Annotated in this window: 24 protein-coding genes; 6 read left to right on the forward strand and 18 right to left on the reverse strand. The window is 60.4% G+C overall.

What is annotated here, in order from left to right; all coding sequences use genetic code 11:
- Positions 1-235 precede the first annotated feature (235 nt).
- From murB to AC1DU9_RS13830, 8 genes are all read right to left on the reverse strand, one after another.
- Positions 236-1,255 (reverse strand): UDP-N-acetylmuramate dehydrogenase, encoded by a 1,020-nt coding sequence (gene murB, locus AC1DU9_RS13795; RefSeq protein WP_223459616.1) that lies wholly within the window; start codon positions 1,253-1,255, stop codon positions 236-238.
- Entirely contained in the window at positions 1,252-1,716 is a 465-nt protein-coding gene (locus tag AC1DU9_RS13800; protein ID WP_223459618.1) for a low molecular weight protein-tyrosine-phosphatase, read from the reverse strand. The genes murB and AC1DU9_RS13800 overlap by 4 nt, the downstream gene beginning before the upstream one ends.
- Positions 1,716-2,480 carry a 3-deoxy-manno-octulosonate cytidylyltransferase gene (kdsB, locus tag AC1DU9_RS13805; protein WP_477810319.1) on the reverse strand — a complete coding sequence of 255 codons (765 nt, stop codon included), beginning with the start codon at positions 2,478-2,480 and terminating at the stop codon, positions 1,716-1,718. The genes AC1DU9_RS13800 and kdsB overlap by 1 nt, the downstream gene beginning before the upstream one ends.
- Positions 2,477-2,662 carry a Trm112 family protein gene (locus AC1DU9_RS13810; protein ID WP_003179363.1) on the reverse strand — a complete coding sequence of 62 codons (186 nt, stop codon included), beginning with the start codon at positions 2,660-2,662 and terminating at the stop codon, positions 2,477-2,479. The genes kdsB and AC1DU9_RS13810 overlap by 4 nt, the downstream gene beginning before the upstream one ends.
- 24 nt (positions 2,663-2,686) lie before the next feature.
- Complete coding sequence (gene lpxK, locus AC1DU9_RS13815; RefSeq protein ID WP_477810320.1) at positions 2,687-3,697, reverse strand: tetraacyldisaccharide 4'-kinase; 1,011 nt, start codon at positions 3,695-3,697, stop codon at positions 2,687-2,689.
- Positions 3,697-4,125 (reverse strand): ExbD/TolR family protein, encoded by a 429-nt coding sequence (locus tag AC1DU9_RS13820; protein WP_477810321.1) that lies wholly within the window; start codon positions 4,123-4,125, stop codon positions 3,697-3,699. Before AC1DU9_RS13820 ends, lpxK begins: the two co-directional genes overlap by 1 nt.
- Positions 4,122-4,757 carry a MotA/TolQ/ExbB proton channel family protein gene (locus AC1DU9_RS13825; protein ID WP_223459626.1) on the reverse strand — a complete coding sequence of 212 codons (636 nt, stop codon included), beginning with the start codon at positions 4,755-4,757 and terminating at the stop codon, positions 4,122-4,124. Before AC1DU9_RS13825 ends, AC1DU9_RS13820 begins: the two co-directional genes overlap by 4 nt.
- 98 nt (positions 4,758-4,855) lie before the next feature.
- Positions 4,856-7,090 (reverse strand): DNA internalization-related competence protein ComEC/Rec2, encoded by a 2,235-nt coding sequence (locus tag AC1DU9_RS13830; protein WP_223459628.1) that lies wholly within the window; start codon positions 7,088-7,090, stop codon positions 4,856-4,858.
- 135 nt (positions 7,091-7,225) lie between these two features.
- On the opposite strand from AC1DU9_RS13830, the gene AC1DU9_RS13835 reads away from it, so the two are divergent.
- Positions 7,226-7,741: a DUF2062 domain-containing protein gene (locus tag AC1DU9_RS13835; protein WP_223459630.1), complete on the forward strand. Its 516-nt coding sequence runs from the start codon at positions 7,226-7,228 to the stop codon at positions 7,739-7,741.
- 154 nt (positions 7,742-7,895) lie between these two features.
- Here AC1DU9_RS13835 and AC1DU9_RS13840 read toward each other — a convergent pair whose 3' ends face one another.
- From AC1DU9_RS13840 to AC1DU9_RS13855, 4 genes are all read right to left on the reverse strand, one after another.
- Complete coding sequence (locus AC1DU9_RS13840; RefSeq protein WP_223459632.1) at positions 7,896-8,675, reverse strand: ABC transporter permease; 780 nt, start codon at positions 8,673-8,675, stop codon at positions 7,896-7,898.
- A complete protein-coding gene (locus AC1DU9_RS13845; protein WP_223459634.1) occupies positions 8,672-9,604 on the reverse strand; it encodes an ABC transporter ATP-binding protein in 933 nt (310 codons plus the stop codon). Before AC1DU9_RS13845 ends, AC1DU9_RS13840 begins: the two co-directional genes overlap by 4 nt.
- A gap of 132 nt (positions 9,605-9,736) precedes the next feature.
- Positions 9,737-10,360: a glutathione S-transferase family protein gene (locus tag AC1DU9_RS13850; RefSeq protein ID WP_477810322.1), complete on the reverse strand. Its 624-nt coding sequence runs from the start codon at positions 10,358-10,360 to the stop codon at positions 9,737-9,739.
- A gap of 43 nt (positions 10,361-10,403) precedes the next feature.
- Positions 10,404-11,063 carry a transglutaminase-like domain-containing protein gene (locus AC1DU9_RS13855; protein ID WP_477810323.1) on the reverse strand — a complete coding sequence of 220 codons (660 nt, stop codon included), beginning with the start codon at positions 11,061-11,063 and terminating at the stop codon, positions 10,404-10,406.
- Positions 11,064-11,267: 204 nt separating this feature from the next.
- Here AC1DU9_RS13855 and AC1DU9_RS13860 point away from each other — a divergent pair, with 204 nt between their 5' ends.
- The 5 genes from AC1DU9_RS13860 (at position 11,268) to AC1DU9_RS13880 (ending at position 17,082) form a co-directional block, all read left to right on the forward strand.
- Positions 11,268-13,715, forward strand: coding sequence for an acyl-CoA dehydrogenase (locus tag AC1DU9_RS13860; protein WP_477810324.1), 2,448 nt, complete (start codon positions 11,268-11,270; stop codon positions 13,713-13,715).
- 74 nt (positions 13,716-13,789) lie between these two features.
- Positions 13,790-14,197 (forward strand): PA2817 family protein, encoded by a 408-nt coding sequence (locus AC1DU9_RS13865; RefSeq protein ID WP_007991629.1) that lies wholly within the window; start codon positions 13,790-13,792, stop codon positions 14,195-14,197.
- 534 nt (positions 14,198-14,731) lie between these two features.
- Positions 14,732-15,955 (forward strand): type II and III secretion system protein family protein, encoded by a 1,224-nt coding sequence (locus AC1DU9_RS13870; protein ID WP_477810325.1) that lies wholly within the window; start codon positions 14,732-14,734, stop codon positions 15,953-15,955.
- Positions 15,956-16,074: 119 nt separating this feature from the next.
- The gene (locus AC1DU9_RS13875) at positions 16,075-16,788 is read left to right on the forward strand and encodes a tetratricopeptide repeat protein (protein WP_477810326.1); all 714 of its coding nucleotides are present in this window, start codon (positions 16,075-16,077) and stop codon (positions 16,786-16,788) included.
- An 18-nt stretch (positions 16,789-16,806) separates the two neighbouring features.
- The gene (locus AC1DU9_RS13880) at positions 16,807-17,082 is read left to right on the forward strand and encodes a DUF3613 domain-containing protein (RefSeq protein ID WP_477810327.1); all 276 of its coding nucleotides are present in this window, start codon (positions 16,807-16,809) and stop codon (positions 17,080-17,082) included.
- Between the two features lie 198 nt (positions 17,083-17,280).
- Here AC1DU9_RS13880 and AC1DU9_RS13885 read toward each other — a convergent pair whose 3' ends face one another.
- The 6 genes from AC1DU9_RS13885 to AC1DU9_RS13910 are packed head-to-tail and all read right to left on the reverse strand — an operon-like array spanning position 17,281 to position 22,892.
- Entirely contained in the window at positions 17,281-18,246 is a 966-nt protein-coding gene (locus AC1DU9_RS13885) for a type II secretion system F family protein (protein ID WP_477810328.1), read from the reverse strand.
- A gap of 29 nt (positions 18,247-18,275) precedes the next feature.
- A complete protein-coding gene (locus tag AC1DU9_RS13890; protein WP_477810329.1) occupies positions 18,276-19,262 on the reverse strand; it encodes a type II secretion system F family protein in 987 nt (328 codons plus the stop codon).
- Positions 19,259-20,701 (reverse strand): CpaF family protein, encoded by a 1,443-nt coding sequence (locus tag AC1DU9_RS13895; protein WP_477810330.1) that lies wholly within the window; start codon positions 20,699-20,701, stop codon positions 19,259-19,261. The genes AC1DU9_RS13890 and AC1DU9_RS13895 overlap by 4 nt, the downstream gene beginning before the upstream one ends.
- A 3-nt stretch (positions 20,702-20,704) precedes the next feature.
- Positions 20,705-21,925 (reverse strand): AAA family ATPase, encoded by a 1,221-nt coding sequence (locus AC1DU9_RS13900; RefSeq protein WP_477810331.1) that lies wholly within the window; start codon positions 21,923-21,925, stop codon positions 20,705-20,707.
- A complete protein-coding gene (locus tag AC1DU9_RS13905; protein WP_477810332.1) occupies positions 21,919-22,413 on the reverse strand; it encodes a TadE/TadG family type IV pilus assembly protein in 495 nt (164 codons plus the stop codon). The genes AC1DU9_RS13900 and AC1DU9_RS13905 overlap by 7 nt, the downstream gene beginning before the upstream one ends.
- Positions 22,413-22,892 carry a TadE/TadG family type IV pilus assembly protein gene (locus AC1DU9_RS13910; RefSeq protein WP_477810333.1) on the reverse strand — a complete coding sequence of 160 codons (480 nt, stop codon included), beginning with the start codon at positions 22,890-22,892 and terminating at the stop codon, positions 22,413-22,415. Before AC1DU9_RS13910 ends, AC1DU9_RS13905 begins: the two co-directional genes overlap by 1 nt.
- Positions 22,893-22,896: the final 4 nt, after the last annotated feature.

Raw genomic sequence — 22,896 nt, forward strand, 5'->3', positions numbered from 1 at the left:
GGGCACGCCCGCATAGTTCTTGAGTTATGGGGTCGAGCAATCTGCCGCTGGATTTCGATGGGTCGCACGCAGATCAACTCAGGCTAATGGGCTCTCTTATGCGGACGCAGACGTCTGCACCGGGCCTTTGGTGGAGCAAGAGTGTGCATCGTTAGCTGACTAAGTTAACCGAGCATTAACAAAAAAACCCTGCACAATAAACATTGTGCAGGGCCTTTTGATTCGTCTTGGAAGCTTAATACCGGTTCGGCTCCATTTCCAGATCGACATGGAAACGCTCGAAAATGTCTTTCTGGATGCGCTGCGCCAGGTTCAGCAATTGCAGGCCCGTCGCGCCGCCATAGTTGACCAGCACCAGCGCCTGCAATTTATGCACGCCAGCGTCAGCCTCACGGAACCCCTTCCACCCCGCCCGCTCGATCAACCAGCCGGCGGCCAGTTTCATTCGACCGTCGGGTTGCGCATAGGCCACCAGGTCCGGGTACTCACCCTTGAGCCGCGCAGCCAGCGCCGCCGACACCAAGGGGTTCTTGAAGAAGCTGCCGGCATTGCCGAGCACGGCCGGGTCCGGGAGTTTTTCATTGCGGATGCTGCAAATGGCCTGGCTGACATCGCTGGCGGTCGGATGCTCGATGCCTTGTTCGGTCAGGCGCTGACGCACCGGTCCGTATTCCAGGTGCAGATGCGCCGCGCGGTCGAGGGTGAAACGCACACGCAGGATCAACCAACGCCCCGGCTCCTGCTTGAACAGGCTGTCGCGGTAAGCGAAGTTGCACTCTTGCAGTGTGAAGTCGCGCAGTTCGCCGGTCTGGCGATCGAGGGCGGTCAGGCCGGCGAACACGTCCTTGATCTCGACGCCATAAGCGCCAATGTTTTGCATGGGTGCCGCACCGACGGTGCCGGGAATCAGGCTGAGGTTTTCCAGGCCGGACAACCCCAGGGACAGTGTGTGTTGCACAAAGGGATGCCAGGGCTCGCCCGCCTCGGCCTCAATCACCACTTTGCCGCCCTCATCGCTCAGCACGCGAATCCCGCGCGTGGCCATGCGCAGTACCAGCGAGTCGATATCCGCCGTCAGCAACAGGTTGCTGCCACCGCCGATCACCAGCACCGGAACCTCGTGTTCCAGCCCATAGGCCAAGGCTTCACGCACATCGGCGTCGCTATGGGCCTCGGCAAACAGCCGAGCCTCAACGTCCACGCCAAAGCTGTTGAACGGCTTGAGCGAAACCTGCGATTGAACCTGCAAACTCATAACCGTCCCTTCAATTCGATCACCAGTAAATCACTGGCGTGCTCGATCAGGTCAAGCACCTGCTCGAAGCCTTGCTCACCGTCGTAGTACGGGTCCGGCACTTCATCGACTGGCGACTGGTAACGGCGCAGGAACAGGTCCAGCTCGGCCTTGCCCTTGGCCGGTTGCAAGGCCTCGAGATTGCGCAGGTTGCTGTTGTCCATCGCCAGGATCAGGTCGTAGGTGGCGAAATCGGCGCGGCTGACTTGCCGGGCGCGCTGGGTGGACAAGTCATATCCACGCAGCTTCGCCGCGGCCTGACTGCGCTGGTCCGGCGCCTTGCCGACATGCCAGTCACCGGTGCCCGCGGAAGCGACTTCGACCCGATCAGCCAGACCCGCTTCACGCAATTTGTGCCGCAGCACGCCTTCGGCCGTGGGAGAGCGGCAGATGTTGCCCAGGCAGACAAACAGAACCCGCATCACGCCTCCAGCAGGCGACGAACGCGCTCGAGGTCTTCAACGGTATCGACACCGGCTGGCGGTGCGATCAGTGCGTCGGCCACATGGATCCGCGCGCCGTGCCACAGGGCACGCAGCTGCTCCAGGCACTCGGTGTTTTCCAGCCAGCATGGGCCCCAGCTGACGAAATCCTGCAGGAAACCGGCGCGGTAGGCATAGATGCCGATGTGGCGGCGGTACGGCACACCTTCGGGCAACTGCTCAGGGTTCACGGCGAAGGCATCCCGCGCCCAAGGCAAGGTGGAACGACTGAACGTCAGCGCCAGGCCATTGAGGTCGCTGACGACCTTGACCACGTTGGGGTTGAACAGGGTGTCCACGTCTTCGATCGGCTCGGCCAGGGTGGCCATGCGCGCTTCGGCGTGGGCCGCCAGGTTGGCGGCGACCTGATCGATCACACTTGGCGGGATCAGCGGTTCGTCGCCCTGGACGTTGACCACGATGGCGTCGGGCGCCAGGCCCAGTTTCATCGCGACTTCGGCCAGGCGATCGGTACCGGAATTGTGATCTTCACGGGTCATCACCACTTCGGCACCGAAGCCTTTGCAGGCCTCGACGATACGCGCGTCATCGGTTGCCACCACCACGCGCTCGGCACTGCTTTTGCTCGCCTGTTCCCAGACGTGCTGGATCATCGGCTTGCCGGCGATCAGCAACAGCGGCTTGCCCGGCAGGCGGGTGGAGGCAAAACGCGATGGAATGACGACGGTAAAGGCTGTGGTCATTTATCCAGGCGCTCGTCGGTAGTCAGGGTGCGCGCTTCGGACTCGAGCATTACCGGGATGCCGTCGCGAATCGGGTAGGCCAGGCCTGCGCCCTTGCTGATCAGCTCGGTCTTGTCGGCGCTGAGCTTGAGCGGGCCTTTGCAGACCGGGCAAGCGAGGATATCGAGCAATTTGGTGTCCATGAGCATTCCCTGGAAAAAACTGAGTTAAGGCAACAAACGAGCCGGCAGCAGGCGCATCAGCTGTGTGTCGAACCAGGCCACGAAGGCCGGCGACGGCACGGCATCGACCGCCAGGTACCACCAGTCGGCGGCGGCAAAGGCACGGCATTTCACCGCATCTTTTTCCGTCATCACCAACGGCAATGACGGCGTGAAATTCAACACCTGCACGCTGTATTCGGCGTGGTCGGCAAACGCATGTGGAACCGGCTGCCAGTGTAGCGTTTCGAGGGTCTTGAAGAAACGTTGCGGATTGCCGATGCCGGCCACCGCGTGCAGGGCCTGGCCACTGGGGAAGTGGTCGAGGGGACGCCGTTCGCCGCTGCGCAGATTGACCAGCGCGGTGGATTGCAATTGAAAGGCAAACCCATCATCGCGGTCAGTCGCCGCCCCGTTATAGAGGACCGCGTCGACGCTTTGCAGGCGCTCGACCGGCTCACGCAATGGCCCGGCAGGCAGGCAACGGCGGTTGCCCAGGCCGCGAGCGGCGTCGATCAACACCAGTTCCAGGTCGCGGGCCATGCGGTAGTGCTGCATGCCGTCGTCAGACAGGATCAGGTCCAGCGGCTCACTGGCCAGCAAGGCTATGACGGCGTTACTGCGATTGGGATCGATCATCAGCGGCACGCCGGTGCGCTGGACGATCAGCAACGGCTCGTCACCGGCGACATCGGCACTCTGTTCGGCCTCGACTCGCCATGGCAATTGCGGCGGTTTGGCGCCGTAGCCGCGGCTGACCACGCCGACCCGCAGGCCGCTGCGCTGGCAGTGCTCGATCATCCATAGAATCAGCGGCGTCTTGCCGGTGCCACCCACGGTGATATTGCCCACCACAATCAGCGGCACCGGTGGCAGATAGATCTCGCCCTCACCCGCCAGAAAGCGCTTGCGCTTGTTCATGACCACGCGCCGGTACAGCCACTCCAGTGGCTGCAACAGCTTCAGGGCCGGATGACCTGCGTACCACGCGGCCAGCAATCGATCGGACATGGCCATCAGGACGCGGGGGGCGCCGCTTCGATGGTGGTCATGCGCAAATGGCTGAATCCGAGTTTGCCCGCGGCGTCCATCGCAGTGATGACCGACTGATGCCGGGATTTGCCGTCGGCGGTGATCGATAATGGCAGGTTGGTATCACCCTTGGATTCTTTCTGCAGCGCTTCCATCAACGTGGCCAGGTCGCTTTTTGGCAATATATGGTTGTTCACCGAGAACACACCGTCGGCACTGATGGCGATATCGAGCTGTCGGGTCTGGTCGTCGGCAGATGCGCCACTGACCGCTTCCGGCAGCTCAACGCGCAGCTGGGTCTCACGGGTAAAGGTGGTGGTCACGACGAAAAACAGCAGCAGGATGAACACCACGTCGATCAGCGACGCGAGGTTGATGTCCACCGTTTCCCGTGGTTTGCGGCGGAATTTCACGCTTTGCTCCCGGACAGGTCCACGTCACGGTCACCCTGCACCACCTCGACCAGTTTGATCGCTTCCTGCTCCATCCCCACCACCAGCTCATCGATCCGGCGTTGCAGGAAACGGTGGAAGAACACCGCAGGGATACCCACCATCAGGCCGGCAGCCGTGGTGATCAGGGCCTTGGAAATACCACCGGCCAGTACCGAGGCGTTGGTGGTCATGCCTGAACCGGTGAACGCACTGAAAATATCGATCATGCCCAGCACCGTACCCAACAGACCCAGCAACGGCGCCATGGCGGCGATGGTGCCCAGGGCGCTGACGTAACGCTCCAGCTCATGGATGACCCGTTGGGCGGCCTCTTCGATGCACTCCTTCATGATCTCGCGACCATGCTTGGAGTTGGCCAGGCCGGCCGCCAGGATCTCGCCCAACGGGGAGTTGGCGCGCAGTTCCTTGAGTTTTTCTTTATTGAGCTGTTTGTCCTTGATCCAGACCCAGACCTGCCCGAGCAAATGCTCCGGGGTCACGCGGCTGGCTCGCAGGGTCCAGAGGCGCTCGGCGACGATGGCCATGGCCGCGATGGAACTCAGAATGATCGGCAGCATCATCCAGCCGCCGGATTTGACCAATTCCCACACAGTGACAGTCCCCTCGAAAAAGTGCGCCACTCTAACATAGGGGGTGCAAGCACCGAAGACCGTGATGTCGCATCCGGTCGGGCATTGATAATGCCCGGTCATTGGTCCGAGGGCGGCGGATCGCGCCAGAAACGCCGTTCCTGGCGCATTGACCACGGCGGCTCGAAGCGCCCCAGTTGCAGACGAATGGCACCCTGTTCGACGCTGTCGTAGATCGCCATTCCACGTTTTTGATAACGCGCGATGACCGTGGGATGCGGATGGCCAAACGAATTGCCCTGCCCGCGGGAGATCAGCGCACCTTTAGGTTGCAGGACATCCAACAGGGCATTGGACGAAGAACTGCGACTACCGTGGTGTGGCGCCTGCAGCCAATCGGTGGGCAGGGCCAACGGACTGTCCAGCAGGGCTCTCTCGGCGGCCGCATCAATGTCGCCACTCAACAGCAACCGTTCGCCATTGGCCTCGATCAGCAGGACACAAGAGTTCTGGTTGCTGTCGCCGGCCAATGGCCAGTGCCAAAGCTGGAAATCGACTTCATCCCAGGTCCATTGCCGACCACTGTCACAACGCTCGGCCTGCAACTGCGCAGGCAGGTCCGACGGTTCACCACTGACCACCTGTTTCACCGGCAAGCCCTTGGCAACCGCCCGGGCACCACCGGCATGATCGGCGTGGGCGTGGCTGATCAGCATCAGGTCGAGGCCCTTCACCCCCAGTTTGCGCAACGCCGGCAGCACCACCCGCTCCCCCTGGTCGAGCTCACCGAAACGCGGTCCGGCGTCATACAGCATCGTGTGATGCCGAGTGCGCACCAGGATCGCCAGCCCTTGGCCGACGTCCAGTTGCCAGACTTCGGCCATGCCTTCGGGCAACATCGGCCTGGGCGCAAAAACCAGCATCAACAGCATGGGCCAGCCTAACGGGCGCATCGGTACGCCTCGCGGCAGCAATAGCAAAAAGGCGCCAATGGCACCGATTACCCAGGCCCATAGTGGAACTGCCATGGGCACCCACGCGGGGACCTGACCGGAGACGAGCCCCAATCCCCTGAACCACCAATCGATCAAGCCGCCCGCCAGCCACAGCAATTTCTCCCCCACGTAAGGTACCGGCAGCAACAGCGTCCCGAGCAACGCCGGTGGCAGTACCACCAGACTGATCCAGGGCACTGCGAACAAATTGGCCAGCGGCCCGCTGAGACTGATGGGCAACCCCAATGCCAGTAACAACGGGCACAGCCCGATTGCAATCAGCCACTGGGCGCGGGTCCAGGTTTGCCACCAACGCCATGGCCCCAACCGGCCGCCGAAGGTCAATATCAAGACCGCCACGGCTGCGAAGGACAGCCAGAAACCAGGCTGAAGACTCGCCAGCGGCTCCAGCAGCAAAATGCCGTTGAGTGCCAGCAACAGCGGCCACCATGCACCGAGATGACGGAACCGTAGACGCCACAACAACACCAGGCCAATCATTACGCAGGCCCGTCGCACCGGCACCCCGAAACCGGCCAGCATCCCGTAACCGAGCGCAGCGGCGAATGCCAGGCCACACGCCCAGGGCAGCCATGGCAAACGGTTCGGCCATAACCCAAAGCGGGCCAGGCCGGCGATCAGCAGATACACAACGCCCGCCAGCAATCCGATGTGCTGCCCGGAAATCACCAACAGATGCACCGTGCCGGTGTCCTGCAATACCTGCCAGTCTTCGCGACTCAGCCCGGCGCCGTCCCCGAGTACCAATGCCGTCAACGCGCCGCTTCGCCCTTGGGCATCCACCGCCAGCAAACGCTGACGGATTGCATCGCGCCAGGCCCATTGGGCTGGTGCAAGGCGTTCGCCCTCCTTGACCGTCCCGGTCGCCCCGATGCGTTGTGCCAGCAACCAGGCTTGATAGTCGAAGGCCTGCGGATTGAGGAGCCCGACCGGGCGCTTCAGCTTGACTGCCAGGCGCCAGCGTTCGCCACTGTTCACCGGCGGCCCGCCATACCAGGCCAGACGCATTTGCTGCGGCAGCCGGGTACGTCGGGACTGGATGTCGGTCAATTCGAAACGCACGACATCGTCGTCATGCCGAGGCAAGCCTGTGACCCGCCCTTCGATCCAGCGGGTTTCGCCGTCCAGGGCCGGCGGCAACCGGTCGTCCAGCGCCCACTGCGCATTCGCGCAGGCCCAGCTCAAACCAAACAGGTAAAACGCCACCGGATACGTCCTGAACGGCAGCAACATCAAACCCGCCACCGGCATCGCCAGCCACAACCAGACCGGCGGCAATGCCGGTAAAAAGCGCAAGGTCAGCAGACCCAACGCCAGCGCCATCATCCCTGTGCGCATAAGCCCGTCCTTGAGAGTACCCTCCAAGGCTTAGCCCGCCCATCGGATGGGCGTCGTCAATAATTGTCACAAAGTCTGAATGGGCAGCTCGTAGAATCCAGACATACTTGCCGCCCTGACCGACCGAGAAGCCTTATGCCCCGGCGCTTATTCAAACGTTACATGCCAGACCCGATGAGCATCAGGGAACACAAGTCCTTACGCTTTCTCGGCACGCTGTTGCATGACCCGAACCTGTGGCACCTCAATCGCCACTCCGTTGCCCGCGCCATGGCGGTGGGTCTGTTCGCCGCGTTCCTGCCGATCCCGCTGCAGATGCTGCTGGCGGCCATCCTTGCCATCATCGTGCGCGGCAACATGCCGATTGCCGTGAGCCTGGTCTGGCTGACCAACCCGATCACCATGCCTGCCGTGTTCTTCTGCACCTACCAGGCCGGCGCCTGGCTGATGGACGTTCCCGCCCGGCAGTTGCCGGACTCGCTGACCTGGGAATGGATCAGCGGCGAAATCTCGACCTTGTGGCAACCGTTTCTGCTGGGTTCGGTGGTAACCGGGTTGGTACTCGGGGCACTGGCCTACGTCTTGGTAATGATGTATTGGCGCTGGTGGGTGGCCCGGCAATGGAAGCGGCGCAAGAAGAGCCGGATGTGAGAATGCAAAACGGCCTCCACTGGGGAGGCCGTTTTTTATGCGGTGTCTGGGCTGACGCCATCGCGAGCAAGCTCGCTCCCACACTCGATCCATGTCACAAAGTAGATCCCCTGTGGGAGCGAGCTTGCTCGCGATGCAGACGACTCGGTCGTCCTCAAGTACGCATCCCACGCCCACTCACCAGCAACCGCGCACAACCGAGGTAAAGCACCACGGTCGCCACCAGCATGAACGTAATCGCAATACTGATCCGGATATCCGACACGCCGAGAATGCCGTAACGGAATGCGTTGACCATGTGCAGCACCGGGTTGGCCAGGGACACGGTCTGCCAGAACGGCGGCAGCAAGGTGATCGAATAGAAGACCCCGCCCAGGTAGGTCAGTGGCGTCAGCACGAAAGTCGGGATGATCGAAATGTCATCGAAGTTGCGCGCAAACACGGCGTTGATGAAACCCAGCAGCGAGAAGATCGTCGCGGTCAGCACCACCACCAGAATGGTCACGCCCAGGTGATGCACCTGCAAATGGGTGAAAAACAGCGACAGCAGGGTCACGATGATTCCCACCATCAAGCCGCGCAGCACGCCGCCCAGGGTGTAGCCGATCAGAATGGTGTGCGGCGATAGCGGCGATACCATCAGTTCTTCAATGGACCGCTGGAACTTGCTGCCGAAGAAACTCGACACCACATTGCCGTAGGAGTTGGTGATCACCGACATCATGATCAGCCCCGGCACGATGTACTCCATGTAAGTGAAGCCACCCATGTCGCCGATTTGCCGACCGATCAGATTACCGAAGATCACGAAGTACAGGACCATGGTGATGGCCGGCGGCAGCAAGGTCTGCGGCCAGATCCGGGTGAAACGCCGGACTTCACGGTAAACGATGGTATTGAGGGCAACGAGGTTGGGGCGCAGCTCGGAACTCATACCGCCACCTTCGACAGATTTTTCTCCACCAGAGACACGAACAACTCCTCGAGGCGATTGGTTTTGTTGCGCAGGCTCAGCACTTCGATGTTCTGCTGCGCCAACTGGGTGAACAGCGCGGTGATGCCCATGGACTTGTCCACCTGGACTTCCAGGGTGTGGCTGTCGATCAGCTTGGCCGGGTAACCGAGCAACTGCGGCGCTACTTGCAATGTGTTTTTCATATCCAGCAGGAAGGTTTCGACATGCAGTTGGCTGAGCAACTGCTTCATGCTGGTGTTCTCGACGATGGTGCCGTGGTCGATGATGCCGATGTTGCGGCACAACTGCTCAGCCTCCTCCAGGTAATGGGTGGTGAGGATGATGGTGATGCCTTTCTGGTTCAGCTCGGTGAGAAAGCTCCACATCGAGCGACGCAGTTCGATGTCCACCCCGGCGGTCGGTTCGTCGAGGATCAGCAGGCGCGGCTCATGAACCAGCGCGCGGGCGATCATCAGGCGCCGCTTCATGCCGCCGGACAGCGAACGCGACGGTACGTCCTTCTTGTCCCACAGGCCGAGCTGGGTCAGGTACTGTTCGGCGCGTTCCTTGGCGATTTTCGCCGGGATGCCGTAGTAACCAGCCTGGGTCACGACGATGTCGAAGGTCTTTTCGAACTGGTTGAAGTTGAATTCCTGGGGCACCACGCCGATGCAGCGCTTGAGCTGCGCAGGGTTCTTGTCCAGGTCGTGACCGAAGATATTCACCGTGCCGCTGGTCTTGTTCACCAGGGTCGAGAGAATGCCGATGGTCGTGGATTTGCCGGCGCCGTTGGGGCCGAGCAAGGCGAAGAAGTCACCTTCGGCGACATCCAGATCGATACCACTCAGGGCCTGGAAACCGTTGCCGTAGGTTTTGGTTAGCTGCCGGATGGACAGAGCGGAACTCATATCTGATTTACGCACCAAGAAGGGAAAAAGGGTCAGGTAAGGGCGGGCGGCGCGCATTGCAACCACGTCGCATCAGCGCAATGGTGCTTGTCGCCGCCACACAAGTACAGTCAAGCGTGTCGATAGTGAGTATTAAGTCAACGCGGTCATGACCGCCTTTTGATACGCCGGACGCTGTTTCAACCGTGCATACCAGGCCTGCAGATGCGGCTGTGGCGCACGCTCGATCGGCATCTCGAACCAGGCATAAATGAAACTGCCCAGGGGAATATCGCCCATGCCGATCTCGTCCCCGGACAGGTAGGGCTTGTTCGCCAACGCCTGATCGGCCATCGCCAGTAGCGTGTCGCATTCTTTGATCGCCGCCTTGATGGCGGGCCAGTCCTGCTGGTCTGCCGGGGTACGCAGCACGCCCCAGAACACGGTACGGAACGGACCGGCAAAGCTTGAGGTGGTCCAGTCCATCCATTTGTCGGCGCTGGCACGGGCTTGCAGATCCGCCGGATACCAGGCCGTGCCGTTGGCGTGACGGGCCATCAGATAACGCACGATGGCATTGGATTCCCACAGCACGAAGCCATCGTCCTCGATCACCGGAACCCGACCATTGGGATTCATGGCGCGGTATTCGGGCGTATCGACGACACCAAAGGCGCCACCGGCATCGATAGCCTCGTAGGCCAGCCCCAGTTCTTCGGCGGCCCACAATGGCTTTCTGACATTCGACGAGTTTTTCCGACCCCAGATCTTCAGCATGACCGCCTCTTTTTCGGTAAGTGGGCAGGCAGCATACGCCGGATCAGGCGCGACTCAAATCGCTCTGCATATCACCCAACAGCGGTTGCTGTTGCTCACCGAACAGGTGCGGATAGCATTTTTCCAGGTGTTCGAAAAAGAACGCTTCAGGTACGTCAGCGAACTGGCCGTGATCGACGAGGTACTCCATCAGCTTCGCGCCATCGCGGTTGAAGGGATGAAAAACACTGTCGTTTATCCCGTCGAATTCCAGCGGCGCCACATTGAACAGGTCGCAGAGTTTGCGATTGAACGCGGGGGTCGCCTTGACCCAGCGATCCTGCAAATAAAACTCGGTGTAGCCGTGCATGGCGAACATGTCGCTCTTGAGCAACTCAAGCAGCCGTGGCGTCGACAAATGATTGCGTACATCCGCCAGGCCGATCCGCGCGGGAATCGCGCAATGCCGCGCCGCACCTGCCAGCAACGTGGCCTTGGGCACGCAGTAACTCTCCCCGGCCGCCAATGCATAACTGCCGCGCAGGGTCTGCGGATCGCGACTGAATGTGTACGGGTTGTAGCGCACCGCTTCGCGCACGGCGTAATAGAGACTGATCGCCTGCGCAAGCGGATCGCGACTGGCGCCACGGTGTTTTTCGGCGAACTCCACCACGGACGGGTGGTCACTATCGATGAAGCGGCCGGGACTCAGATACTCGTGCATGAGAACAATCTCCTGGGGAAGCCCCGAGTCTAGCGAGCGCTTGAGCACAGAGATAACGACGTTTCGGCCAAACATGGGCGCTTTGCCGCTCGCTCAATGAACGCTTTTCCCACGATTCCAATCACATCGCTCCAACCAGCCTGTTTCGCGGATGCCGTCTAAGCTCTGTGGGCTGGTTCGCCATGGTTTCACGGAGGAATGAATATGCTGCTGTTGTGGATACTGGTTCTGCTGGTCGGGATTGCTTATTTGGCCCACCGCCGCATCGCCCCGCTGCCCGCCCTGGTCATCGTGGCCGTCTATGCCGTGGCAATGGGCGCTTTCAGCCGCGCGCCGGGCTGGTTGTTGCTGGTTATCTGGGTGTTGATCGCCGCTGTCGCCGCGCCCTTGCTGCTGCCCGACCTGCGTCGCAAATTGTTCAGCGCGCCGATGTTCAATTGGTTCCAGAAAACCCTGCCACCCATGTCGCAAACCGAGCGCGACGCCATCGACGCCGGCACGGTCTGGTGGGATGGCGAACTGTTCAGTGGCCGTCCGGACTGGAGCAAACTGCTGTCCTATCCCAAAGCGCAATTGAATGAAGAGGAACAGGCTTTCATCGACGGGCCGACCGAAACACTCTGCACCATGGTCAATGAATGGCAGCTCAGTCAAACCATGGACCTGCCGCCCGAAGTCTGGACCTTCATCAAGGACAACGGCTTTTTCGCCCTGATCATCCCCAAGGAGTTTGGCGGCAAGGGCTTCTCCGCTTATGCCCACTCGCAAGTGGCGATGAAACTGGCGAGCCACAGCGGCGACCTCGTAACCACCGTAATGGTCCCCAACTCCCTCGGCCCGGCCGAACTGTTGCTGCATTACGGTACCGACGAACAACGCAATCATTACCTGCCACGTCTGGCTCGCGGCGATGACATCCCGTGCTTTGCCCTTACAGGTCCCTTGGCCGGCTCCGACGCCGGCGGCATGCCGGACTCGGGAGTGATCTGCAAAGGTGAATGGCAGGGTCAGGAAGTCCTCGGCCTGCGCTTGAACTGGGAAAAGCGTTACATCACCCTCGGTCCGGTGGCCACCCTCCTCGGCCTGGCCTTCAAGGCCTACGACCCGGATCACCTGCTGGGTGACAAAGATGACCTGGGCATCAGCCTGGCACTGATTCCAACCGACCTGCCCGGTGTCGAGATCGGCCGCCGGCATCTGCCATTGGGCGCCGCATTCATGAATGGCCCGAATTCAGGCAAGGACGTGTTCATCCCGCTGGAGTTCCTCATCGGCGGCCAGGAGATGCTCGGCAAAGGCTGGATGATGCTGATGAATTGCCTGTCGGTCGGGCGTTCGATTTCCCTGCCGGCGGTGGGCACCGGCATGGCCAAGTTCACCAGCCTGGTGACGGGCCAATACGCTCAGGTTCGCGAGCAGTTCAACGTGCCGATTGGCGCTTTCGAAGGCATTCAGGAAGCCATGGCGCGCATTGGCGGCAACACCTGGATGATGGACGCCGCCCGCATGCTGACCGCCAATGCGGTCGACCTGGGCGAGAAACCGTCGGTGCTGTCGGCGATTCTCAAGTACCACCTGACCGAGCGCGGCCGCGACTGCCTCAGCGATGCCATGGATGTGCACGGCGGCAAGGCAATCATCATGGGGCCGAACAACTACCTCGGTCGCAAATGGAACTGCGCGCCGATTTTCATCACCGTCGAAGGCGCGAACATTCTCTCGCGCAATCTGATCATCTTCGGCCAGGGTGCAATTCGCTGCCACCCCTTCGTCCTCAAGGAAATGGCCCTTGCCGACCGTGAAGACAAGGATCAGGCGCTCACGGAGTTCGATGGCCTGCTGCTCAAGCACATCGGTTTCGCTGTGGGCAACGCCGCCAGTACGCTGGTGTTGAATCTCGGTTTCGGGCACCTGGAACACACCCCGGGCGACAAACTCAGCCAGGGTTACTTCCGTGCTCTCAATCGTCAGGCCGCTGCTTTCGCCCTGCTCGCCGACCTCAGCATGATGCTGCTGGGCGGCGCACTGAAACGCCGGGAACGTCTGTCCGCACGGCTGGGTGACGTGTTGAGCAACCTTTACCTGGCCTCCGCCGCGCTCAAACGCTACAACGACCTCGACTCACCGCAGTACATGGCGCCGCTGCTGGCCTGGGCCATGGAAGAAAGCCTGAGCCAGGCGGAACGGGCCATGGATGAGCTGCTGGATAACTTCCCGAACAAAGTCGTCGGCTGCCTGTTGCGGGTGATCGTGTTCCCGTTCGGTCGCCGGCACAAAGGGCCATCGGACAAACTCGGTGCCGAAGTCGCTGCGTTGATTGGCCGCGCCAAGGGCGACCCTGCCCTGGAGGAATTGCTCCTGGGTTGCTATCGCCCACAAGCGAGCGACGACCCGGTCGGTGCATTGCAACACGCCTGCAATCTGTTGAGCGCCGCACAGCCATTGCAGAAAAAATTGCACGTGGCACTCAAGAGTGGCCAGGTCAAACCGCTGGCCGGCGAGTCGGCGATCGATGCCGCCCTCGAGGCTGGTGTGTTGCAGCCGGTGGAAGCCCAAACCCTGCGTGAAGCCGAAGCGGCCCGGCGCAAGGTGATCGATGTCGATGACTTTGACCAAAAGGCTTTGGCACTGGCCAAGGGAAAAGTCCGCTGATCCCTTCAAGCATGTAAAAACGGGCGCGGGCGCTTTATACTCCCGCGCCCGTTTTGCTCTTGAGGACTTATCTCGTGTCCAACATCGTTGCCGATCATCTCGTTTTACTCGACCACCTGCGCAGCATCCTGGTCGCCGTAGGTGAGGCCGAGCAGGTTCCCGAAGAAAGCCATGCCTTGTTCCTTGAGCGCTTCGACGAATTGCTGGCGTCACTGCCGATCGACCCAATCGAAAGCCAGTACCTGGGCCAGGACATCCTGACTCAAGTCATTTCCCGTTATCCGCAAATCGCCCACCTGATTCCACGGGATCTGCTGTGGTATTTCGCCGGTGACTGCCTGCACTACTTGTCCGATGAAGAGATCGACCTGTATCAGGCATTGGAAGAGCGCCGCTTCGAAGCCGAACAGAACGACGAACCTTTCGACTGGAACCAGGAAAAGCAACTGCTGGCATTGTCGAACCAGGACAGCAAGCACTGATCTTCTATCAGTGATGCCAAAGGCCCGCATGCTTGAGCATGCGGGCCTTTTTATTTATTGCCTTCAGCACACCCCGTCAACATCAGGCAAGCGCACCGTGCTGCGACCTTGCCCGAATCGCTCGCCCGCCCGCCTAAACCCAGCCTTTGCACCAATGGTTTTGTTTAAATTCATGGCACTTTGGACTGATTGAACTACCTTCAAACAATAAGAAGTCATCACGGCTGGATTTTCCACGTTAGCTTCAGTGATCAGACAGCAAATTGGCAAAAGGAGTTACCTCACCATGATCCTGGCAGGCGTTTTCCGGCTCTGTACCTTCATTACCGATTGCTTTCCGAGGGAACCAGGTCGCTCGCTGTCCCGCCAGATCAGCGAAGTGGACCCGCTCGTGTGTAACGCAAGGAATAACGCCAAGGCTATGGATAGCGGGTCTGGCGCATTGGGAGGGGGATAGCCCGATCCCCGTGAAGTGAAGTGATCCGAGACAACTCAGTCCGCCTAAAGACGGCCCATCCAGTGAGGATGTACTTAATGAGCTTTCGTAGCGAGCCCGCTTTCAAGCGAATTATCCATGGCCTGTTCTGGATGGGCCTTAGCGTGGATGCGGCTCAGGCCGCGCCGGCCAATTGCCCGCAACTGGACAATTGGCCGACAACCTACGAGGTCGGTCAGGGGCTGCAGAGTGAACTGCGCAGCCCCGTTCCGGTAACGCAACTGGCGGTGGGTGACCCGAAAATTGCCGACGTGCAACCCAGCGGCAGCAGCGCGTTCATACTCACGGGCCTTGCACCGGGGACCACCAGCCTGATGGTCTGGACCGCCTGTTCGAAAACGCCGCGCCAAAGCATGGTGTTCGTCAAGGGTAAGGCCACGTCGGCGCTGACCAGCGTGCCGTCGGTGCCTTCCGACGACACGCTGCTGCCGAGCCAGGTGCAGACCGATATCCGCTTCGTTGAAGTCAGCCGGACCAAGCTCAAGGAAGCCTCCGCCTCGATTTTCGGCATCCGCGGCAATTTCCTGTTCGGCTCGCCGAGAACCTTGCCCACCATCGGCGGCATTGTCACGCCGGTGATACCGGTGAACAACGACAACTTCAACCTCACTTTTGCTACCGGCAATACCCTGGTGGCGCTCAACGCGCTGGAAGGCAGCGGTTTCGCCTATACCCTGGCGCGGCCAAGCCTGGTCGCGCTCAGCGGGCAGAGTGCAAGCTTCCTGGCCGGTGGTGAAATACCGATTCCGGTGCCCAGCTCAGGCAGTGATAGCGTGTCCATCGAGTACAAGGAGTTCGGTATCCGCCTGACCCTGACGCCGACCATCATCGGGAAAAACCGTATCGCGCTGAAGGTGGCACCGGAAGTCAGTGAACTGGACTTCACCAACGCCGTGAGCATCGCCGGCACGATAGTCCCGGCCTTGACCGTGCGCCGTACCGATACCAGCATTTCCCTGGCCGACGGCGAAAGCTTCGTCATCAGCGGCCTGATCAGCTCCCGCAACACTTCCCAGGTGAACAAGTTTCCGGGGCTGGGCGATATCCCGGTTCTGGGCGCATTTTTCCGCGACAACACCATCAACCGTGAAGAGCGCGAACTGCTGATGATCGTCACCCCGCATCTGGTCCAGCCACTGGCGGCCAATGCACAACTGCCGTCATTGCCTGGCGAGCAGCTGCGCAATTACGACCCGAACTTCTATCGCATGTTTTTCCTGGAAAATGGCGACTTCGACAGTCGCAGCGGGCTCTCGCAATGAACCGGGGCCTGAACCCGACTGGCCTCGCCCTCACGCCTGACGGTGACTTTGCACGCTTGCCGGGCCAGCCTTATTGCCATTGGCCAGGCGTTCAACCTGTTGTAGCCAGGGGACCTTCGATGAAAGCAGTCATTGCAATAGCGGCGACATTAATGCTTGCCGGTTGTGCCAGCAACGGCCTGTCTTCAAGACCGGCCAGCTGTGCCAAGCCCGGTTCGGAGCAGGAACTGGCCCTGAACCTGGCCGACAACATGGCCGACGAAGGCCGTTTGTATGCCAGCTTGGCGAATCTGGAAGGAATGCCCGATAACCTGGTGCAGGTTCGCCTGCGCAAGGCTCGGGTGCTGCGCTTGATGGGGCGTAGCGGCGACGCGCAGCCCTTGTACGAAAGCTTGCTCGGCACCTGTCTGGCAGCTGAAGGGGAACTTGGCCTGGGCCAACTGGCCGCCGCCAAAAATGATAACGCCAGCGCTGCCACTCACCTTGAGCGTGCGGTGCAGATGGCCCCCACCGACGACAGGATGCGCAATGACCTGGGGGTCGTCTACCTCAATCAGCGGCGGATCCCTGAAGCACGCTTTGAGTTCATGACCGCCATGGAGCTCAAGCAGGCAAACACACTGGCGGCACTCAATATGGTGACGTTGCTGATCTACCAGGATAACTGGAAATCGGCCGCCGAACTTGTGACCCGCGCCGACTTGAGCCCCAAGCAAGTCGTAGAGGCTCAAACCCGCGCGGAAAAACTCAAGGCCTCCGCCCAAAAAGTGGTGGCTACCGATGGCAATCGCAAGGCTGAGGTAGCCGATGCCTCCACCAGTGCGAACAAGTAGAACGCAAGAGGAGTCGAGATGAATACCAAACGGCTGTTGATCCTGTGCACGGCTTGCCTGTCCACCACTGCCTGGGCCATTGAGCCGGGCCCCTCTTCGCCGTATCAACAAGGCACCGAACAATGGTTGCAACTGCAGATTCGCGGTGTGGTTGCCTCCACTAAACTGCAAACCGCTTCGGCCACCGAACGTGACCTGGCCATGCAGCGCTGGCTGAATAGCTTCAACTACCCGATTCCGCAATATTTTGACCAGGATGCAGCGGGACAAATGACCATCGGCAATGGCAACTGAGACATGTGATGGGTGATCAGCCTCTGCCGTAGTCCAGAGTGGCCTGGCTGCAAAGCCGGGCTTGATGTCGTGTGCAGAAAAATACAGTCCAGGTACTACAAGGTGGAGCAAGCGATTGGAGTGAATGCACTCCGTTCGCCTGCTCCACCCCGCTCATATGTAGTACAGCCATCCTGTTCGACAGCAAGCCACTCCTGCTTACTTACCGAATGCCTTAAATACCCCGATCATGGCGGGGCCAATGGCTATCAGGAAGAAGCTCGGCCACAGACAGAAAATCAGCGGGAATATCATCTTGGTGCCAATTTTCGCCCCCATCTCTTCGGCGGCCTGCGTACGCCGGTCACGGAACTCATCGGCGTAGATGCGCAAGGTATCGGCCACGCTTGTACCAAAGCGGATACTCTGCGCCAACAGGTTGACCAGCCCTTGTACGTCATCCAGGCCAGTGCGTACGGCCAGTTGCTTGAGCGCCTCGGTACTGGAAATGCCCGCGCGGATTTGTGCATTGACCGTGGCCAGCTCTTCAGCCAGTTCGACCTGACTGACCGACATCTCCTCCGCCACCCGTTCGATGGTCGTGGGCAAGGCCAGGCCCGACTCCACGCACACCACCATCAGATCCAGCGCATCCGGAAACGCGGCACGCAGCCGACCTTGTCGCAACTGCTTGCGCTTGGCGACATACAGCGATGGCACCAACCATCCGACTCCGGCCACCAAGAACACCAACAACAGCCCCATGATCAGGGAAACCTTGGGAATCATCGGCAACAGCAGCAGCGCAATACCGATCAATAACAGCGGCAACATCAAGCGTACCGCCCAGTACATCTGCACCGCCGACGAGGAACGGTATCCCGCATGCATCAACAGGGTCTGGGTGACGGAGGTCTGAGCCGATTCGGCCGAGCCAAAGCGCTGGCCGACCCGTTCCAGCAACAGTTGCAGATTACCCGGAGCGTCCTGCCCGGTCGTGTTGCCTAAATGACCACGCTTGATCAGCGCCAGGCGACGCTGCACGGGATCCTGAAGCCCCATCATCAGCAAACTCACGGCGACGACCACAAGCCCCGTACTCAAACCGATCGCACCAAGGAACAACAGGCGCGCCAGCTCCTCGTTCCCAGTGACCCTACTGAACAACCCGAGCAAAAAATCCATGACCTGTACCTCCCGGTAGCGAATACCGCTTAAACCTGAATCCGGATGATTTTGCGAATCCAGAAAATCCCGGCCAACATGGAAAAAAAAGCCCCGATTATCAGCTTATGGCCCAACGGATCATTGAGCAGCAACGGCATGTATTCAGGAGTCGTGAATACGATCACCGCCGCCAGCACGAAGGGAATGGCCACCAGTATCCAGGCTGACATCCTCCCTTCGGCCGACAGGGTCTTAACCTTGCGCTGGAAGCGAAAGCGCCCGCGGATCAGCCGACTCAGACGCTCCAGCACTTCGGTCAAATTGCCGCCGGTCTCACGATGGATGAGGATCGAGGTCACAAGCATCATCACCGTCATGCTGGGCATCCTCTCCAGCAGGCCGAGCATGGCCCGGCGTACATCATTGCCATAGTTGATATCGGAGAAGGTCAGGCCAAACTCATGAGCGACCGGTCCCTTGTGCTCCTCGGCCACCAGGCGCAGGGTTTCGTTGAATGGGTGCCCGGCGCGCAGAGCGCGGCACATGGCATCCAGCGCGTCCGGCAGGCCTTCCTCGAATGCGGCGAAACGCTTGCCACGGTCGCGAGAGATTTTCAGTATGGGTAACCAGAAGACCGCGGAGCCCGAGATCAGCGCCATCCACCAGACTGACGAGACCATCCAGATCAAGATACCCGCCCAGACACCCAGCGCCAGCCCGAGCAGCAATACCCGATAGGCCCGGTATTCGTGCCCGGACTGCTCAATCATTTGCGTCAATGTTTCCATAAAGGGCAGCTGCTCAAGCCTGGCCTCCAGTGGCGACAAGCGCGTCAGGTACTTCTGCCTCAATACCGTTTGCATGTTGGGCAAATTATTGGCTTTTTCCATTACGTGCAGGCGGCCGCGGATGCGCTTGCGCATCTTGCCGGCCTCGCCGAATACCGGCACCGCCACCCCCTGGGACAGGAGGAAGACGGCGATAAACACCATGCCGAGGAACATCAGAATGAATTCACCGGGAACCTGGTTCATGGCTGCCGTGCCTCCATCCATTCAGGCCTGAACATCGTCAGCGGCAACTCGATGCCGCGCTTGGCCAGCACATCGCGGAAGGCGGGGATCATGCCGCTGGGCCGATAATCACCCAGCACTTCGCCGTTTTCGCCCATGCCATGGCGCGCAAAGGAGAAGATTTCGGTCATGGTGATGATCTCGCCTTCCATGCCGTTGATTTCCTGCACACTGACCAGTCTGCGCTTGCCGTCCTCCTGGCGTTCCAGCTGGATCACCACATCGATGGCCGAAGCGATCTGCTGACGCATGGCCTTGATCGGGAAAGTAGCCCCGGTCATCGACACCATGTTCTCGACCCGCCCCAACGCATCGCGCGCGGTGTTGGCGTGGATCGTGGTCAGCGAGCCGTCGTGGCCGGTGTTCATCGCGGTCAGCATGTCCAGCGCCTCGACGCCGCGCACTTCGCCGATCACAATGCGGTCCGGACGCATCCGCAGGCTGTTGCGCACCAACTCCCGCTGGCTCACCTCGCCACGCCCCTCGATATTCGAAGGCCGGGTTTCCAGGCGCACCACGTGGGGCTGCTGCAGTTGCAGTTCGGCCGAGTCTTCGATGGTGACGATCCGCTCGTTGTGCGGAATGAAACTGGACAGCACATTGAGCATGGTGGTCTTGCCACTGCCGGTACCGCCGGAAATCAGCACGTTCAAGCGCCCACGGACAATCGCCTTGAGCAGCAGGGCAATGGCCGGGGTCAATGTCCCCACCTGGATCAGGCTGTCGGTATTGAGCAGGTCCACCGCAAAGCGCCGGATCGACACGCTCGGGCCATCGATGGCCAGCGGCGGGATAATCGCATTGACCCGCGAACCGTCCTTGAGCCGGGCGTCCACCAAGGGCGAGGACTCGTCGATACGCCGACCCAGGCTGGAGACGATGCGATCAATGATGTTCAGCAAATGCTGATCGTCGCGAAAGCGCACATCGGTGCGTTGCAGTTTGCCAAAGCGCTCGACATAGACCGAGGCATGGCCGTTGACCAGTATGTCGGACACGCTGTGATCGGCCAGTAACGGTTCCAGGGGGCCAAGGCCGAGCACCTCGTCGGTGATCTGCTTGATGATCAACTGGCGGCTCGAAGTACTCACCGGTGCCGAGTGTTCATCGAGCAGGCGTTGGCAAATATCGCGAATCTGCCGCGTAGCCTCAGCCTGTTCAAGGGAGTCCAGCAAGGACAGGTCCATGACCTTGAGCAACTGCTGGTAGATCTTTTCTCGCCACTCGGCCTCCACCGGGGTGACCTGACTTTTGGTTTCGTAAAGAACGTCCGGCGTTGCACGCTCCCACGCCATCACTTCCTCTGCCGGATCCAGCGAGTCGTCACCTGGCTGGTTAGCCTGCGACGAGGCGGATTTAGCGGATTGTTTGCGCAAGCGGTTACGAAAGTCACTGATCATGGGTCACCCCCCGAAAAAACGGTTGAAGGCGCGTTTGAGCACGCCTTTGTTTCCAGCCATCTGCTTGCCGACCAGTTCTTCAGCCACGTTGCGCAGGGCAACGGTGATCGCCGCCTTCGGCGCATGCAGAGCCAACGGCACGCCGGTGTTCTGACTCTGGCTGACCAGGTTGAAGTCGTTGGGTAATTTCGAAAGATTCGTGCAGCGCAGCGCCTCACCGACATCTTTGAGGCTGACCGCTGCCGCCTTGTCATAGCGGTTGACCACTATCTGCAATTGATCTCCACGCACGCCCAGGTCGTCACGAAGAATCCGCACCAGGGAACTGGCATCGCGCAGATGGCTGACGCTCTGCTGCACCACCACGTATACCCGATCCACCTGTTCCAGCACGGAGCCGGTGAGGTGGTCGATTTGCCGTGGCAGATCGATCACCACCCAGTCATAGCTGGCGCGGGCCAACTGCATCAGGGTGTCAAGTTGCTCGGGTTGAGCATCCTGCGGCAGACACAGCTCACCGGCCCGACCACCCAGCACATGCAAGGTCGGGCTGAAGTGGCTGCAAAAACCCCGTAGCGCGACGCTGTCCATGCCGTCGATCTGATGCAACACCTCCAGATGGCTGTGCGTCTGCGCCACATCCAGGTAATGCGTCACGCTGCCAAATTGCAGGTCCATGTCCAGCAACAGGGTACTGCCACCCTTGATGCTGAGCTGCTGAGCCAGGTTGCAGGCCAGCATGGTGCCGCCGGATCCGCCCTTGGCGCTGATCACGGCGAGCAATTTCCCTTCTGTCCCACTGCCGCTCCGAACCTCCATGACCAGCCGATTCAAGGCGCCGACCAGTTCCGTCTCGGCAACAGGCTCCGGCAGCACATCACGGGCGCCGGCCTGCATCGCCAGGCGCATGCCTTCCTGTTCGCTCAGCAGCCCGCACACCAACATCGGCGGACGCTCATGGGCCGGGCGCTGCAACAGTGCCGCCAGCTCTTCACGCCACAGGTGGCTGACGCGCAACAGCAACAGATCGGGCATCCGGTCCAGGCCGTAGAGCGGGTCGACATGCCCATTGCTCACCAGCCGAGTACTTACCTCCAGGCTGGGCATGCGTTGGCAGACGCTCTGCAGGTCGCGCAACGACGTGGCATCACGGCTGCTGATCAGCAACCTGAGCCCGGCTTTGCCGGTCGAACTGGAGAGTGGAGTGTCCTTGGTATTCAGCATGGCGTGATCTCCCCGGAATCGGAATGACGCCCGAGGCTTTCGCGTGGCAACGTTGCCCGGAAAGCGGGCAAGGTAATGGGCACGCCGAACCCGGGAATGAACAGATTGAAAACGAAGTTCTGCAGACTCAACCGGACATAGCGGATGGCACGAAAACCATTGGCGCTGACCAGGTCAGCGGGGTTGGCCACCAGAGCGCCGTTTACGTCCAGATAGGTCAGCGTCAGATTGGTGGTGGCCAGATTGCCGATCAGCTGGCTCGTACCTGCGTCGGTCGCGGCATTGAAGATCGCCCGCCGCAACACCACCGGATCGCTGATATTGCACACCGCCGCCAGGCGCGTACCACGGCGTACGGCTTCATCCAGTGCATTGACCGTGAAGTACAGGCGGCCCATTTCCACCACGCCGAACAACAGCGTAAACATCAGCAGACCAACGATGGCGAACTCCACCGTATAGGTGCCGCGCATGTGTTTTCTATTCATCACAGGGCCCTCATCACGGTAGTGGCGACCAGTGGAATGCTCAGTGAAATCTGATTACCAAAAAAACCGGGAAGCGATCCGGCGCAATTGCCAGCACCAATCACCGGGCAGAACGTGTAAGTGATGGTGACCCGCACATGGTTGGTGCCCACTGCGGCAACGACCACGTTGCCAGTCGTCAGCCCTGACACCACAGCGGTCCCGGTGTTGGCAGGCACGCCATACACCGCAACGTTTTGCGTCTGGGTCAGTAGCACATTGCTCACAGCGACCGCACCAAGTGTCGAGTCCCAGGCCTGACTGGCGACGAAACGGTCGGCATCACGGCTGGCCTGCAGCAGCACGTTGTACTGATAGAGCATGCGGCCGAACTCACCGAAGGCAAGCATCAGCAACAGCAACACCGGCAGGACCAGGGTGAACTCCACAATGGCCAGGCCTTGCTGGCGCTGTGGATGTTTAAATCCGTGAAGTCTCATGACG

Source organism: Pseudomonas sp. P4_C1 (genome assembly GCF_056402155.1).

Coding starts and splice junctions, on each gene's coding strand:
- AC1DU9_RS13890 (WP_477810329.1), bottom strand. CDS start 19,262: ATGAACCAGGTTCCCGGTGAATTCATTCTGATGTTCCTCGGCATGGTG.
- AC1DU9_RS13850 (WP_477810322.1), bottom strand. CDS start 10,360: ATGCTGAAGATCTGGGGTCGGAAAAACTCGTCGAATGTCAGAAAGCCA.
- AC1DU9_RS13880 (WP_477810327.1), top strand. CDS start 16,807: ATGAATACCAAACGGCTGTTGATCCTGTGCACGGCTTGCCTGTCCACC.
- AC1DU9_RS13830 (WP_223459628.1), bottom strand. CDS start 7,090: ATGCGCACAGGGATGATGGCGCTGGCGTTGGGTCTGCTGACCTTGCGC.
- AC1DU9_RS13870 (WP_477810325.1), top strand. CDS start 14,732: ATGAGCTTTCGTAGCGAGCCCGCTTTCAAGCGAATTATCCATGGCCTG.
- AC1DU9_RS13885 (WP_477810328.1), bottom strand. CDS start 18,246: ATGGATTTTTTGCTCGGGTTGTTCAGTAGGGTCACTGGGAACGAGGAG.
- AC1DU9_RS13905 (WP_477810332.1), bottom strand. CDS start 22,413: ATGAATAGAAAACACATGCGCGGCACCTATACGGTGGAGTTCGCCATC.
- AC1DU9_RS13800 (WP_223459618.1), bottom strand. CDS start 1,716: ATGCGGGTTCTGTTTGTCTGCCTGGGCAACATCTGCCGCTCTCCCACG.
- kdsB (WP_477810319.1), bottom strand. CDS start 2,480: ATGACCACAGCCTTTACCGTCGTCATTCCATCGCGTTTTGCCTCCACC.
- AC1DU9_RS13860 (WP_477810324.1), top strand. CDS start 11,268: ATGCTGCTGTTGTGGATACTGGTTCTGCTGGTCGGGATTGCTTATTTG.
- AC1DU9_RS13845 (WP_223459634.1), bottom strand. CDS start 9,604: ATGAGTTCCGCTCTGTCCATCCGGCAGCTAACCAAAACCTACGGCAAC.
- AC1DU9_RS13810 (WP_003179363.1), bottom strand. CDS start 2,662: ATGGACACCAAATTGCTCGATATCCTCGCTTGCCCGGTCTGCAAAGGC.
- AC1DU9_RS13875 (WP_477810326.1), top strand. CDS start 16,075: ATGAAAGCAGTCATTGCAATAGCGGCGACATTAATGCTTGCCGGTTGT.
- murB (WP_223459616.1), bottom strand. CDS start 1,255: ATGAGTTTGCAGGTTCAATCGCAGGTTTCGCTCAAGCCGTTCAACAGC.
- AC1DU9_RS13910 (WP_477810333.1), bottom strand. CDS start 22,892: ATGAGACTTCACGGATTTAAACATCCACAGCGCCAGCAAGGCCTGGCC.
- AC1DU9_RS13855 (WP_477810323.1), bottom strand. CDS start 11,063: ATGCACGAGTATCTGAGTCCCGGCCGCTTCATCGATAGTGACCACCCG.
- AC1DU9_RS13835 (WP_223459630.1), top strand. CDS start 7,226: ATGCCCCGGCGCTTATTCAAACGTTACATGCCAGACCCGATGAGCATC.
- AC1DU9_RS13895 (WP_477810330.1), bottom strand. CDS start 20,701: ATGATCAGTGACTTTCGTAACCGCTTGCGCAAACAATCCGCTAAATCC.
- lpxK (WP_477810320.1), bottom strand. CDS start 3,697: ATGGCCATGTCCGATCGATTGCTGGCCGCGTGGTACGCAGGTCATCCG.
- AC1DU9_RS13840 (WP_223459632.1), bottom strand. CDS start 8,675: ATGAGTTCCGAGCTGCGCCCCAACCTCGTTGCCCTCAATACCATCGTT.
- AC1DU9_RS13900 (WP_477810331.1), bottom strand. CDS start 21,925: ATGCTGAATACCAAGGACACTCCACTCTCCAGTTCGACCGGCAAAGCC.